Genomic DNA, 13,177 nt, shown 5'->3' on the forward strand with positions numbered 1-13,177 from the left:
CGTCTTAAGACGCAAGCTAGTAATTTGCCCTTATAGGGCTCATGAAAAACCACCAGCTTAGCTGGTGGATATTTATTTTCTTAAAATATTGTATTAATAAAATAAATTTTTAAATAATATAAAGTAATATAAATAATCCATTATAATAAAATTTAAAATAGTTAAAATAACATTATAAAGTATTAAAGCTTGATAAAAATAAGAATTTAAACATAGAAGGAGCTTTAGCATAGGATGAAGAGAATCTTATTAACAAGTATTATATTTATAATGATATTTTTAGGTATATTTTTTATATGTCAAAGCAACAATGATAAATTTGAAATAGTATCTATTAAAGAAAATAAAAATTATAATAATAAAAATATAAAGATTCCAATACTTATGTATCATTCCATAAATGATAATGACCCTAAAAATAAGATGGTTTTACCAATAAATATGTTTAAAGAACAGATGTTATGGTTAAAGGAGAATGATTTTAATACATTAACTTTAGATGAGGCAATGATAGCTTTAGAAAATGATTCAATTCCAGAAAATCCAGTAGTTATAACTTTTGATGATGGATATATAGATAATTATGAAAATGCATTTCCAATTTTAAAGGAAAACAATATAAAAGCTACTTTTTTTATAATAACAACCTTTGTTGATAATGGTTATTATATGTCATCTGATATGTTAAAAGAAATGCAAAATACAGGTATGGAAATAGAAAATCATACTGTAGATCATGTAAGATTAAGTTTATTATCAAGAGAAAATATTTATAATGAAATAAAGAGTGCACAAGAATTTTTAAGAGATAATATTGGTGCAAGTGGAGATTACTTAGCTTATCCTTTTGGATGGTATAGTAATAAAGTGATAAATATAGCAAATGAACTTAATATAAAAGCAGCAGTAACTATACACAAAGGAAAAATATCTTTTAAAAGTAATAGATATAAGTTAAAAAGAATTGAAATTGATCCGATGAGCATAGATAAATTTAAAAAGTTATTATCTTAGATATAAAAGGTGAATTTATAATATAAAAAAAGTAGTAGAATAAGAAATCTTATTACATACTACTATAATTTCAGAATTTAATATTAAAGAGCATCTATTAATAAATCTAAAGCTAGCTCTTCTAAAGTATCTACAGTATATCTGACACAACCCATTAAAGTAAAGATTATATCCTCTTTTTTGTATCCTTCTTTATATCTTTTAAGATTTCTCAATAACCTTTTTAAAGAATTATTATGAATACCTAAAATTTGAGATATTTCTTTTGGAGAATAATATTCTTTTGGCAGAATGCTGTACAATTTGGTTTGCATATCAATTTTATATTGAAGATCAACAAACTGATTTTGATGTGGACCGTTTTTGCCTCTATGATGCAAAGCACATAAATACTTGTAGTTTATCTCAATATCAAAACCACCTTCACTTCTATGAATTATATGATGAATATCCGCTTTATCGCCACATATCTCACAATTGTACAATGGATTGCCCCCTTTAATCCTTTTATTATATTATAATCTAAATTGTGCAAAATATCAAATTTACGTAACTTTAAGCCCTTACTATTGATTAGTTTTGGTATAAAGTGTTAGTATTAATATATAGTATATTATATTAAAAATTATGAAGAAAGGTGATAATATGAGGCAAAATTATAATTCTTTTGATTATTGGAAAGAACTAATTAGTGAAAATAGAACTATTAGAGGACATATGCTTATGAATAAACTGCCGACAGATAAGAGCCTTTATATCCACACATTGATTTTTTGCAGAGAAAATGGATTAAATAATATTTGGGGGTATTTACCAGATGTTAAAGCTTTAATAGGATATATTCAATATTCCTTTTTACCGGAAGCTTTTTATATATGGATTAACTCTAAAAATGGATCTGTATCAACAATTCCTATAAAATCTGTAGAGCAAGTAATAAGTGATGGAGAAAGAAATAATAAAATCACCAAAGAAGAAGCAGAAAAGATGAGAAATCATGTTATTATGATTAAAAAGTGCTGGGATTTACCAAAAAATAAATTAATTTTAGAACTAAAGAAATTTGTAAGAGATTTTAATAGAACTTGGTATGGAGATAGTAGTGAATTTTTATATTTAAAAATTTTTGAAAAACCAGAAGAACTAGGAAAGTTTGTTTTAGAATCAAGTTATATGTCAAGTAGCGAAGATGAACTTAAAGAGAAAACTAATGAGGATACAACAACTTGGTTAGAGATGTGTAAAAAAGCTACTACTAATAAAAAATCAGGAGAACAATTCAGAAGAATACTACAAAAAAATCTTACAGAAGTAATATAAAAAAACTTGACAGTGTAATTAATATATATTATAATTATTACTGTCAAGAGCAAGCGGGTATCGTATATCGGTAATACTCCAGCCTTCCAAGCTGGAAAGGTGGGTTCGATTCCCACTACCCGCTCCATTATTTTATGCGCTATTAGCTCAGTTGGTAGAGCACCTGACTCTTAATCAGGGTGTCCCCGGTTCGAACCCGTGATGGCGCACCATAAAAAGGAAGTAACTTTAATTACTTCCTTTTTTTATTATAAATGGCTCTGTCACTTAATATGACTGATTTTTAGCACTTTTTGTAGAGGAGAGTATTTTCTCTCCTCTACTCGACATATTGAAATTTGTCAGTCATCTGAAATCGAGATTTTAATATCTCCCGTCTCAGTGGTAATTTCGCATCTTCCTCCGGTAATGGAATTCGTGACATTGATGCGACCTGTATCGGTTTTTGTGATAAATACTTTATCGGTAAGCAAACTGCCTTCAACATCACCGGTACTTGTCGTTATAAAAAGCTCTGCTGCATCCGAGCTGTCAAGCGTTACGTCACCCGTGCTTCTTTCAACAGAGATCTTTTCTGTGGAAATAACATTTTTTAGTGATATATCGCCGGTTCTTCCCGTTGAAATAAGATTTTTGCACACAATATCGGTAAGATAAGTTTTTCCTGTTGACACACCGATTGTTATGTTGCCGTCACACGTCATATCCGAAACAGTCACTTTGCCTGTGGATACTGTAATATCAAGCGAGCTTGCTGATATACTTTCCGCACAAATGTCACCGGTACTTGCTGCTATTTTAATAGCCTCTGCAGCAGACGCATAACACTTAACATCACCTGTACTAAGGGAAACGTCGATACTCTTAAATTTAAAATCCCTCAATATATCGATGTCACCTGTGCTTTCTTCTATGATAAGCGAGGAATATTCTGCTTCGGGAAGATAAACTGTTATTTTTGGTGGGTCGATATTAATTCCGATATAGTCATACCATTTTTTATTGTTAACACCATCAAGTGTAAGAGTACCGTTTTGGACTTCAACGGAATGGTTTTTCTTTGCATCTTCATAGCAAACCACTCTACACATTCCGTCATTAGACGGAACAAAAGCAATATCCGCTGTATCTGTTTTTATAGATATGTTGTTGAATTCTTCATTGATTTCATGGATATTGGTTTCATAGTTCATTGAAGAGCAGACTGTCATTGTTAATATCATCATACAAAAAATAATAAGCAAAAGTAATATAGATAAAGTTTTTCGGCTCATTATATTTCTCCTTTTGATAAATTCAAGTTTATGCAACTAACGGAAGAGCAGGACGATCTGATAAACTGCTGTTCCGATCTGTTTTTAATGCAGTTAACACATAGCTTAATAAGATAGCACGCTTCTCAACGTCACTTTCCTTGGCGTAGTTAACAAAGTTGTGCCAAATAAGGTAGTTGTTCAGATACTTTGTAGATACGCCGTTAAAACTCTTCATAAAGCGTTTGAGTTGGCTATGATAGCTATTTATGTGTTGAATATTATAAATGCCTTTCTTGGCTTTGCCCGTCTTTAACTGCACTAACTCAATACCGTTTGCATTAGAAAAACGTACGTAAGAGTTCATTTTATCGGTTACAAGCGTTGCGGACGGATCTATGCGACCATCATAAATCTCGTGGAGATCCTTGGTCGATACTCTTCCCGTATTAGAAACTTTGGCAATTGACATACCGCTTCTATTTACCGCACAAGGTACGCAAACCTTCTCGCTCGACAAACCACGTACATGCGTTGAATTGCCTCTTTTGTGCGGCTCGCGAGGCATTGTAAACTTCTTGCTCTTTTTATGGTTGCCTTTATAAGATATAGTGAAAAAGGTTTCATCAGCCTCGACAATGCCATCAAGGATTACATCGTTAGCCATGTTTTGAAGGGCATCCAAAATCTTGTGTCGCCAAGCAAATGCTGTATTTCTATGAATACCACATTCTTCTGCAGCTTTGCGAACGGAAAAGCCGTTCAGCATGCAATCAACGTACTTAATCCATACGTTAAGGTCTTTACGTGTTCCAGACACGATGGAATTGGTTGTAATAACAAACGATTTGCCACAATCTTTACAGATATACTTTTGAGTACCGTCTTTTCTTTTGCCGTTGCGAACAACGTGAGTAGCACCACAAACAGGGCAAACGCGACCATTAGCAAACCTTTCTTTTGTAACAAACTCTTCGATACTTATGGATTTTGTAAAAGTTTTGCTAAAAAGGATTGTTTTAAGACGCTCTTGATCGGCGGGGCTTAACTTATCGATTTTATCTAAAATATCTTTAATAGCAGACATTGAAATCAACTCCTATGTTTTCATCTACTATTATTATCGCATATTTTTACAAAAAAAATCAACCATTTAGTGTGACATAGCCTTATAAATAAATTAATAAATTATAAATTTGATAAAAAAGAAATTTTTCTATACAAATATTATAGGAAAATTTTTTTAGTTGACATTAATTTATTAATTTGTTAATCTTATTTATGAAAATTGAAAAATTAGCTTATCAAGAGTGGTGGAGGGACTGGCCCTATGAAGCCCGGCAACCTGTCATAAGTGACAAGGGGACAAGTAATAAGTGACAAGTCGTTAAATTTTAACTTGTTACTTAGAATCTGTAACTTGTTACTACTAGAATGTGGTGCTAAATCCTGATAGATGAGAGAAATATATGTAATTTTGATAATTATGCTTCTGAGTTTCTCGGAAGCTTTTTTTATTAAGAATAATTATTATAGGAGGAATTAGTAATGAACAAAAGAGGAAACGGATGGGCGTTATTACCGTTACTTGTATTTGTAATTGTTTATGTAGCATCAGCTTTATTAGCTAAGGATTTTTATGCAGTTTCAGTAATAGTTCCATTTTTAGCGTCAGCGTTAGTGGCGTTAATAATGAATAGAAAAGTAAAGTTTGAAGAAAAAATAGAGATGTTCTGTAAGGGGGCAGGAAATAGTAATATTATTTTGATGGTATTAATATTTATATTGGCAGGAGCCTTTGCACAAGTTGCAAAATCAATGGGAGCAGTTGATTCAACTGTAAATTTAGGTTTATCTATACTTCCAAGTAATATAATGATTGCAGGTATATTTATAATTGCTTGTTTTATATCATTATCAGTTGGAACATCAATGGGAACAATAGTGGCGTTAGTACCAATTGCAGTTGGTGTTGCTGAAAAAACAGGAATACTTACAGCAGTTGCTGTTGCGTCAGTAGTTTGTGGAGCAATGTTTGGTGATAACTTATCAATGATTTCTGATACAACTATTGCAGCAACTAGAACTCAAGGATGTGAAATGAAGGACAAGTTCAAAATGAACTTTAAAATAGTATTACCAGCAGCAATTATTACAGCATTTATATTTGTATTAATAACAAAAAATGGATCGGTAACTACTGTTGAAGCCTTAGATTATAGCTTAATAAAGATAGTGCCTTATATAGCTGTTATAGTTGGTGCATTAGTTGGTTTAAATGTTATTGTAGTTTTATTAGGTGGAATAGTAATAGCAGGAATTATAGGGTTTGTTGGGGGAAGCTTTGATTTATTAGGTTTCTTTGCAGCAATAGCAGATGGTATTAGTGGAATGAGTGAACTTATAATAATATCAATTTTAATTGCAGGTACTATAGAAATAATAAAATATAATGGTGGAATAGACTTTATAATAAATAAAGGCTTAAGAGGCTTTAAGAGTAAGATGGGAGCAGAGCTTGGAATTGCTGCTTTAGTAAGTTTAGTAGATATTTGTACAGCAAATAATACGGTTGCAATAGTTACAGTAGGACCTATAGCTAAAGATATATCAGATGAGGTAGGGCTTGAACCTAAGAGAGTTGCAGGTATTATGGATATGTTCTCATGTGTATTTCAAGGGGTTATACCATATGGAGCACAGCTTATATCAGCAGCTGGGTTAGCAGCTCTTTCACCTTTTGCAATAATGAAATATTTATTCTATCCATATTTAATGGGTATTTCAGCTGTTATTGCAATTGTTTGGTATCATAGAAAAAAGAATAAAAATGTTGTAGTTAAAGAAAACAAAGTAGTTTAGAAATTAAGAGTTGCCGTTGGCAACATTAAGAAGTTAAGGAATTAAGGGTTTGATAAATCGAGCAATTAAAATTTTCTTAACTGGCCGTAAGGTTCTTAATGTTGCTGAAAGCAACTCTTAACTTTTTTAAGCAGTAAAGCGTAATTAAAAAGTTAATTTCTTAATTAAAAAGTAAACAAATGGATTGAGAAGAAATCCCAAGACCTTCTCCGGTAAAACCAAGGCCTTCCTCTGTAGTTGCTTTAACATTTATTTGATTTACTGATATATTTAGAGCAGAAGCAATATTTTCTCTCATTTTAGATATATGTGGAGCCATTTTAGGTCTTTGAGCAATTATTGTTGCATCTATATTTCCGATTTTATAATTATGTTCAGTTAAAAGATTACCCACATGTTTTAATAGTTCAATACTAGAAATTCCTTTATATTTAGGATCTGTATCTGGAAAGTGTTTTCCTATATCTCCTAGTGCAGCAGCACCAAGTAAAGAATCCATTATTGCATGTAATAATACATCAGCATCTGAATGACCTAATAAACCAAGTTCATATGGAATTTTAACTCCTCCCAGAATTAAATCCCTTTCTTCAACTAATTTATGTACATCATATCCCATTCCTATTCTCATTAAATCACCTCATCAATTTTTTTAAGTATATTTTATCATAAAGATGAATTATGAATATAATAAAAATGGGATATTTATAATTAATAGTTAGAAGTTTTACGATTGTTAAATGAAGATGTTTTTTTATTTTTAGAAAGCTTTATTCTAGCTGGTAATATAGTAAATAGCTTTGAGTAAAGCTTATAGAAAAATAAAACAGTTTTTGAGTTGATTTTTTTTCTTTTGAATATGAAATCGATGTAAATCACATTATCTTTATTATATTTCATAAACTCCCCCATATAATGTACATTAAAATGTATTAATGTTTTTTTAATGCTTTATGTTATAATATATGTATAAAAAATTATATATGTACAAAAATAGGAAAATAATATTATTTTTAGGGGTGGAATAAGTGGGAAAGTTTAGAAGAATATTTGGTGTCGCTTTAATCCTTATAGGTGTTGGAATAATAGGTACTGTTGCTTATAAAAAGATAGTAACGTCGCATAAGCAAAATCAATTATTAGAAGTTTTTGAAAGTCAGCTTGCAGAAGCAAAGAATGAAGAAAGTAGTGAGCCAGTAAGTTTAGAAGCAATAAATGGGTATACCCCAGTAGCTATAATGGAAATACCGTCAATTAAGTTAAAACAACCGGTTGTTGATGGAATTACTGAAGATGTAATTAAATACTTTTTAGGAAGATTTCCAGAGTCAGCAATGCCTGGGGAAGTAGGAAATTTCGCTGTAGCTGGACATAGAGTTTCGGATTTTACAGATGCATTTATAAATCTATATAAAGTTAAAGTTGGAGATGAAGTTATCGTTACAACTAAGGAGGGAAGATTTACTTATGAAGTGGATAATAGTTTCATAGTAGATCCTGACCAAGTTGAAGTTTTAGATGATGCAGATTATGAAAAAATGACTTTAATAACATGTACTATAGGCTCTAAAAGAAGGGTAGTAGTAACAGGAAAATTAATAGGAAGAGAAGATTTGTAATGGTTGGAGGGCAAATGGACAAGTTTCATAAGAATAAATACAGATTTTCTTCAATAAAATCATTAATATTAATTAGTGATGAAATAATGGAATTGAGAAATCAGCAGATAATAATGTTTAATTCAGAACTACTAAAATATAAAGTTTTAGTAAAAGATTTAATTAAAGATAATGTAAGTTATTCAATAAGAAATGAATTGCTAAATATAGCAATGTTCATAACTACTAATAGTGAATTATATGATGAATTTATAAAACAAGAAGATATTCCTGTAAGTGCGGTATGCATGGCAACTAGAACAACTTCAAAATATATAAAAAAATATAGAGAGTATATAATTGCATATACTTTAATATTAGGAAATCCACAATATAAAAACTTACAAGATTATATTCAAATAGTTGAAAACACAGATGAGGATTTAGGAAAAGATATAATTGAATATGAAGAAAAGCTGAGTATTGATGGAATAGTTTTTGAAAATAACAAAAAAAATGCTATTGTAATGACATCTTTAGGTGAGTTTAAAAAACTTAAATTGAAAGAACCTTGTTTTAAAGGAGAAGAAATAAAATCTATAGAAAAAAAGAGTTTAAAAGATTATAAATTATATGTATCTATTATATCTATTTTTGCATTAATTTTTGTTTTGTCTATAATATATAAATATAACAATGTTGTTAGTACAGTAGTAGTAGAAACTACTTCAGCAATTAAATTAGAAGTAAACGGATTTAATAGGGTTTTAAATATTAGTTCATCTACTGAAAAGGGAAAAATATTAATTTCAGAAACAAGTGTATTAGATAAGAATATTGATGAAGCTATATGTAAGATAATAGAATATGCTAGTGAAAATGAAATGGTAAAGAGTTCAGGAATAGTTGTAACAATTACTGGGAAAGCTTTAAAACATAATAGTTTAGATGAAACCGCAGATTTTATTTATAGAAAAGATTTAAAAGTAAGATTTAATAATGCTGGATCTGAACATAAATTAAATTAAGTAGAATATGAATTTGTTAAAAGTTTAATTTCTAATTTAAAATTAAGAAAAACAAAGGAAGGTAAATATGCAACAAAGGTCTATAAAAAAGAAAAATGTAATTGTTCATAATGATAGAGGAGATACGGTTAGATTAAATAAATATATAAGTGAATCAGGCTTTTGTTCAAGAAGAGAGGCAGATAAGTTAATAGAAAATGGATTAGTTACTATTGATGGAGTTAAGGCTACAATGGGAACTAAGGTATCAAAAGGTCAAAAGGTTAAAGTAAATGGAAAGCTAATATCAAAGGATGAAGATTTAGTTTACATAGTATTAAATAAACCTGTAGGAATTACTTGTACAACAGAGCATAAAGTAAAGGGAAATATCGTTGATTTTGTAAATCATAAAAAAAGAATATTTCCAATAGGAAGATTAGATAAAGATTCTCAAGGGTTAATATTAATGACTAACGATGGAGATATAGTTAATAAAATATTAAGAGCTGGAAATAATCATGAAAAAGAATATATAGTAACTGTTAATAAGCCTATTAATGAAGAGTTTGTAAAAAGAATGAGTAATGGAATTAAAATTTTAGGGCAGGTTACTAAAAAGTGTTATGTTAAGAAAGAAGGTAATAACACATTCAGAATAATATTAACTCAAGGCTTAAATAGACAAATAAGAAGAATGTGCGAATCTTTAGGATATGAAGTTGTAAAACTAAAAAGAATTAGAATAATGAATATAAATTTAGGTGAATTGAGAATTGGTGAATGGAGAGATTTAACTTATAAAGAGCTAAAGGGCTTAAATAATTTAATATCAACTTCAGGAAAAACAAAAGAAGTAGATGAACAATAATATTTAAAATAGTGTTAAAGGCAATTCAATAAAATTTAACTTAGATGATTTTAACCATAATATAATAATAAAATTTTATTTTTATTATTATATTATGGTTTATTTTTTTTGTTTTTTTATATTTAATGTTTAGATTATGGATATTTTATTAATACTATATATAGGCTGTGGATAAAATCAATATGAAATAAAGTTTAAATATGAAATAAATTTATAAAATTAACAAAAACTAGAGGTTACACACATAATCCACAAACGCCTGTGGATAACTTGTTAAAAAAATGTTGATATATAATTTAATAATTATTAGGTTTATTGTAGATAATAATAAAATAAGTATAAAATTTAGCGAATATAGAGGAGGGGCATTTCATGAAGTGGCTAAAAATATGGTTTTTAGTAGTATTAATGTTGTTGATAAGTATTGGAAGTTATCCACAGGCTATGTTGAAAACTAGTGAATTAAATGAAGATAATTCTAATGTAAATATTGTGGATAAAATATATAAATCAAAAAATAATTATTTAGACATTAATGTAGTTGTTCCACAAATAAATGGTATAAGTAATAAAAAGCAAGAAGATATAGTTAATGATAAGGTTATAAAGTGGACAGAAAATTGGATTAATGAAGTTAAGCAGATCGCAGATGAATACTTTAAAGATAAGCCATCACCATTAATGCCATATCAATTGTATGCTAGATATAAGGTTACTAACAATTCAGATATTATTAGTTTTTATATAGATTACTATCAATTTTCAGGTGGAGCTCATGGTATAACAAATAGAATTGCTTATAATATAGAAAAATCAAGTGGTAATGAGATGCAACTAAAAGATATCTTCAAAGATAACTATAATTATAAGGATATAATTAATAAAGAAATAAGCAGACAAATAAGTAAAGATCCAGATAGATATTTTACAGGTAAGGATGGATTTAATGGAATAGGGGATAATCAAAATTTTTATATAAAAAATAATAAAGTTGTAATTTATTTTGGATTATATGAAATAGCACCATATGCAGCAGGAATATCAGAATTTATTATTTCTAATAATCTTTTTGAAGGAAATTTGAAATATGGTAAAATATAATAAAAACTTTCAAATAAGAGGTTAATAAATGAGTGATATAAAATCGGTATTTAATAAACAAAAAGAATTCTTTTATTTAGGTAAAACAAATGATATCAATTTTAGAATAGATAATTTGAAAAGACTAAAACAAGTAATCAAAAAAAATGAAGATAAAATTTTAGATGCATTGAAGAAAGATTTAGGAAAATCTAATTTTGAGAGTTATGCAACTGAAGTAGGACTTGTATATGATGAGATTAATAAACATATAAAAAATATAAAAAGATGGTCAAAAATAGAAAAAACAAAATCACCTATAGTATATTACCCTGCTAAAAGCTACATATATAAGGAACCGTATGGAGTAACATTAATTATAGGGCCTTTTAATTACCCATTTCAATTAGTTATAGCTCCATTGGTTGGAGCTATTTCTGCTGGTAATACAGCAATAATAAAACCATCAGAAAATACAAAGAATACTTCAATATTATTAGAAGAAATGATTAATGAAAACTTTCAAGAAGAATACTTGAAGGTGGTTAGCCCATTAGAGGGTAAAGAAGTAGTATCATATCTATTAGATCTTCCATTTGATTATATATTCTTTACTGGTAGTATTAGAGTGGGAAAAATAGTTATGGAGAAGGCGGCTAAAAATTTAGTACCTGTAACATTAGAATTAGGGGGAAAGAGTCCTTGTATAGTTGATAAAGATGCAAAATTAGAACTTGCAGCTAAAAGAATAGTTTGGGGAAAATTCTTGAATGTAGGTCAAACATGTGTAGCACCAGATTATTTATGTGTTCATAGTAGTGTTAAAGATAAATTATTAAAGTTAATTGTTGAAGAAATACATAAACAGTTTGGAACAGAAGTTAAAAATAGCCCTGATTATTCTAGAGTAATTAATACTGCTTCATTAAATAGATTAAAAGAATATCTTAATGATGGAGAAATATATTATGGAGGTAATTTTGATATTACTGAATTGTATATGGAGCCAACAATTCTTACTAATGTAGATGTTGATTCTAATGTTATGACTGAAGAGATATTTGGACCTATATTACCAGTAATAGAATTTGATAATATACAAGATATAATAAGTTTTATTAATAAGAGAGAAAAGCCTTTAGCATTATATTATTTTTCTGAAAATAAAAAAAGTATAAAGAATGTTTTAAGATGTACTACATCTGGAGGGGTAACTATAAATGATACTGTAATTCATGTTGCTAATGGGAATTTACCTTTTGGTGGAGTAGGAAATAGTGGTATGGGTAGTTATCATGGTAAGGCTAGTTTTGATGCATTTACTCATAAAAGGTCAGTAATGGAGAGGGGAACATTTGTAGAATTTAATGTAAGATTTGCACCTTATAAAGAAAAAATAAATATTTTAAAGAAAATAATGAAATAACATTATGATTTCACAATTGGCAAAAGGCACTCATATAATAAATCATAGTACTACGTGGAGTGGAATTTTGTGATATACGCGCTAATTTTAGCTGGAGGAAAAGGTACAAGGCTATATCCTTTATCAAGAGCAAATCAACCTAAGCAATTTTTAAAGGTTATTAATAATAAAAGCTTTTTAGTAAATACAGTTGAAAGAATTACTCCTTTAATTAAGAAGGACAATATTTATGTGGTAACTAACAAGGATTATTTAGAAAAAATAAGAGATGAGTTATCAGATGTTAATTCTGAAAATATATTTACTGAACCAGCAAATAAAGAAACTGCTACTTGTATAGGATTATCAGCTATTAAGTTATTAAAAAAAGATAATGATGCTGTAATGGTAGTTTTACCTTCTGATCATCACATTGATGGGCAAAAGGATTATTTAGATACACTATCAGAAGCTATTGAGATAGCTAATAGACGTAGAGGGATAGTTACAATAGGTATTACTCCAACTAGACCTGAAACTGGTTATGGATATATTGAAATGGGAGAAAGAATAGCTTCTACATCTCAAGCATATAAAATAGCAAGGTTTACTGAAAAACCTAATATTGAAGTAGCTAAGGATTTTTTATTAAAAGGGACTTATCTATGGAATTCAGGTATGTTTGTTTTTAGAGCAGATGTTATATTAAGAGAAATTGAAAAGTATTTGCCTAAGATGTATAAGTCATTAATGAATATATATCAACA

13 protein-coding genes, 2 tRNA genes and 1 riboswitch are annotated in these 13,177 nt (G+C 28.8%); of the genes, 11 read left to right on the plus strand and 4 right to left on the minus strand.

All coding sequences use genetic code 11. The annotated features are described in order from the left end of the window. Positions 1 to 234 precede the first annotated feature (234 nt). The gene (locus tag I2E98_RS14985; RefSeq protein ID WP_195469683.1) at positions 235 to 1,014 is read left to right on the plus strand and encodes a polysaccharide deacetylase family protein; all 780 of its coding nucleotides are present in this window, start codon (positions 235 to 237) and stop codon (positions 1,012 to 1,014) included. Positions 1,015 to 1,097: 83 nt separating this feature from the next. Here I2E98_RS14985 and I2E98_RS14990 read toward each other — a convergent pair whose 3' ends face one another. Then, entirely contained in the window at positions 1,098 to 1,499 is a 402-nt protein-coding gene (locus tag I2E98_RS14990; protein ID WP_195469684.1) for an HNH endonuclease signature motif containing protein, read from the minus strand. Positions 1,500 to 1,659: 160 nt separating this feature from the next. Between I2E98_RS14990 and I2E98_RS14995 the strand changes: the two genes are divergently transcribed. From I2E98_RS14995 to I2E98_RS15005, 3 genes are all read left to right on the plus strand, one after another. Then, a complete protein-coding gene (locus I2E98_RS14995; protein WP_195469685.1) occupies positions 1,660 to 2,334 on the plus strand; it encodes a hypothetical protein in 675 nt (224 codons plus the stop codon). Positions 2,335 to 2,387: 53 nt separating this feature from the next. Then, positions 2,388 to 2,461, plus strand: a tRNA-Gly gene (locus I2E98_RS15000). Positions 2,462 to 2,470: 9 nt separating this feature from the next. Next, positions 2,471 to 2,546: transfer RNA gene (locus I2E98_RS15005), tRNA-Lys, on the plus strand. Positions 2,547 to 2,675: 129 nt separating this feature from the next. On the opposite strand, the gene I2E98_RS15010 is transcribed toward I2E98_RS15005, so the two are convergent. Next, complete coding sequence (locus tag I2E98_RS15010; RefSeq protein WP_195469686.1) at positions 2,676 to 3,608, minus strand: DUF4097 family beta strand repeat-containing protein; 933 nt, start codon at positions 3,606 to 3,608, stop codon at positions 2,676 to 2,678. A gap of 28 nt (positions 3,609 to 3,636) precedes the next feature. Continuing rightward, entirely contained in the window at positions 3,637 to 4,674 is a 1,038-nt protein-coding gene (locus I2E98_RS15015; protein ID WP_195469687.1) for an IS1595 family transposase, read from the minus strand. A gap of 211 nt (positions 4,675 to 4,885) precedes the next feature. After that, positions 4,886 to 5,050, plus strand: a riboswitch (SAM riboswitch). 85 nt (positions 5,051 to 5,135) lie between these two features. Between I2E98_RS15015 and I2E98_RS15020 the strand changes: the two genes are divergently transcribed. Beyond that, entirely contained in the window at positions 5,136 to 6,449 is a 1,314-nt protein-coding gene (locus tag I2E98_RS15020) for a Na+/H+ antiporter NhaC family protein (RefSeq protein WP_195469688.1), read from the plus strand. A 160-nt stretch (positions 6,450 to 6,609) separates the two neighbouring features. On the opposite strand, the gene ispF is transcribed toward I2E98_RS15020, so the two are convergent. Then, positions 6,610 to 7,080 carry a 2-C-methyl-D-erythritol 2,4-cyclodiphosphate synthase gene (gene ispF, locus I2E98_RS15025; RefSeq protein ID WP_195469689.1) on the minus strand — a complete coding sequence of 157 codons (471 nt, stop codon included), beginning with the start codon at positions 7,078 to 7,080 and terminating at the stop codon, positions 6,610 to 6,612. Between the two features lie 397 nt (positions 7,081 to 7,477). On the opposite strand from ispF, the gene I2E98_RS16370 reads away from it, so the two are divergent. The 6 genes from I2E98_RS16370 to I2E98_RS15055 all read left to right on the plus strand — a co-directional run. Beyond that, entirely contained in the window at positions 7,478 to 8,068 is a 591-nt protein-coding gene (locus I2E98_RS16370) for a class D sortase (protein ID WP_195469690.1), read from the plus strand. 14 nt (positions 8,069 to 8,082) lie between these two features. Continuing rightward, positions 8,083 to 9,075, plus strand: coding sequence for an anti-sigma factor domain-containing protein (locus I2E98_RS15035; protein WP_195469691.1), 993 nt, complete (start codon positions 8,083 to 8,085; stop codon positions 9,073 to 9,075). A 67-nt stretch (positions 9,076 to 9,142) separates the two neighbouring features. After that, on the plus strand, positions 9,143 to 9,925 hold the full coding sequence (rluF, locus tag I2E98_RS15040) for a 23S rRNA pseudouridine(2604) synthase RluF (RefSeq protein ID WP_195469692.1): 783 nt from the start codon (positions 9,143 to 9,145) through the stop codon (positions 9,923 to 9,925). A 372-nt stretch (positions 9,926 to 10,297) separates the two neighbouring features. Then, positions 10,298 to 11,026, plus strand: coding sequence for a DUF3298 and DUF4163 domain-containing protein (locus I2E98_RS15045; protein WP_195469693.1), 729 nt, complete (start codon positions 10,298 to 10,300; stop codon positions 11,024 to 11,026). 28 nt (positions 11,027 to 11,054) lie between these two features. Then, on the plus strand, positions 11,055 to 12,431 hold the full coding sequence (locus I2E98_RS15050) for an aldehyde dehydrogenase (RefSeq protein WP_195469694.1): 1,377 nt from the start codon (positions 11,055 to 11,057) through the stop codon (positions 12,429 to 12,431). A 69-nt stretch (positions 12,432 to 12,500) separates the two neighbouring features. Then, positions 12,501 to 13,177 (plus strand): mannose-1-phosphate guanylyltransferase (locus tag I2E98_RS15055; RefSeq protein ID WP_195469695.1); only part of this gene is annotated, 677 nt, incomplete at its 3' end.

The organism is Clostridium sp. D43t1_170807_H7 (assembly GCF_015555905.1).
In the GTDB taxonomy this organism is placed as follows: Bacteria; Bacillota; Clostridia; order Clostridiales; family Clostridiaceae; genus Clostridium.

Coding starts and splice junctions, on each gene's coding strand:
- I2E98_RS14985 (WP_195469683.1), top strand. CDS start 235: ATGAAGAGAATCTTATTAACAAGTATTATATTTATAATGATATTTTTA.
- I2E98_RS14995 (WP_195469685.1), top strand. CDS start 1,660: ATGAGGCAAAATTATAATTCTTTTGATTATTGGAAAGAACTAATTAGT.
- I2E98_RS15010 (WP_195469686.1), bottom strand. CDS start 3,608: ATGAGCCGAAAAACTTTATCTATATTACTTTTGCTTATTATTTTTTGT.
- I2E98_RS15015 (WP_195469687.1), bottom strand. CDS start 4,674: ATGTCTGCTATTAAAGATATTTTAGATAAAATCGATAAGTTAAGCCCC.
- I2E98_RS15020 (WP_195469688.1), top strand. CDS start 5,136: ATGAACAAAAGAGGAAACGGATGGGCGTTATTACCGTTACTTGTATTT.
- ispF (WP_195469689.1), bottom strand. CDS start 7,080: ATGAGAATAGGAATGGGATATGATGTACATAAATTAGTTGAAGAAAGG.
- I2E98_RS15035 (WP_195469691.1), top strand. CDS start 8,083: ATGGACAAGTTTCATAAGAATAAATACAGATTTTCTTCAATAAAATCA.
- rluF (WP_195469692.1), top strand. CDS start 9,143: ATGCAACAAAGGTCTATAAAAAAGAAAAATGTAATTGTTCATAATGAT.
- I2E98_RS15045 (WP_195469693.1), top strand. CDS start 10,298: ATGAAGTGGCTAAAAATATGGTTTTTAGTAGTATTAATGTTGTTGATA.
- I2E98_RS15050 (WP_195469694.1), top strand. CDS start 11,055: ATGAGTGATATAAAATCGGTATTTAATAAACAAAAAGAATTCTTTTAT.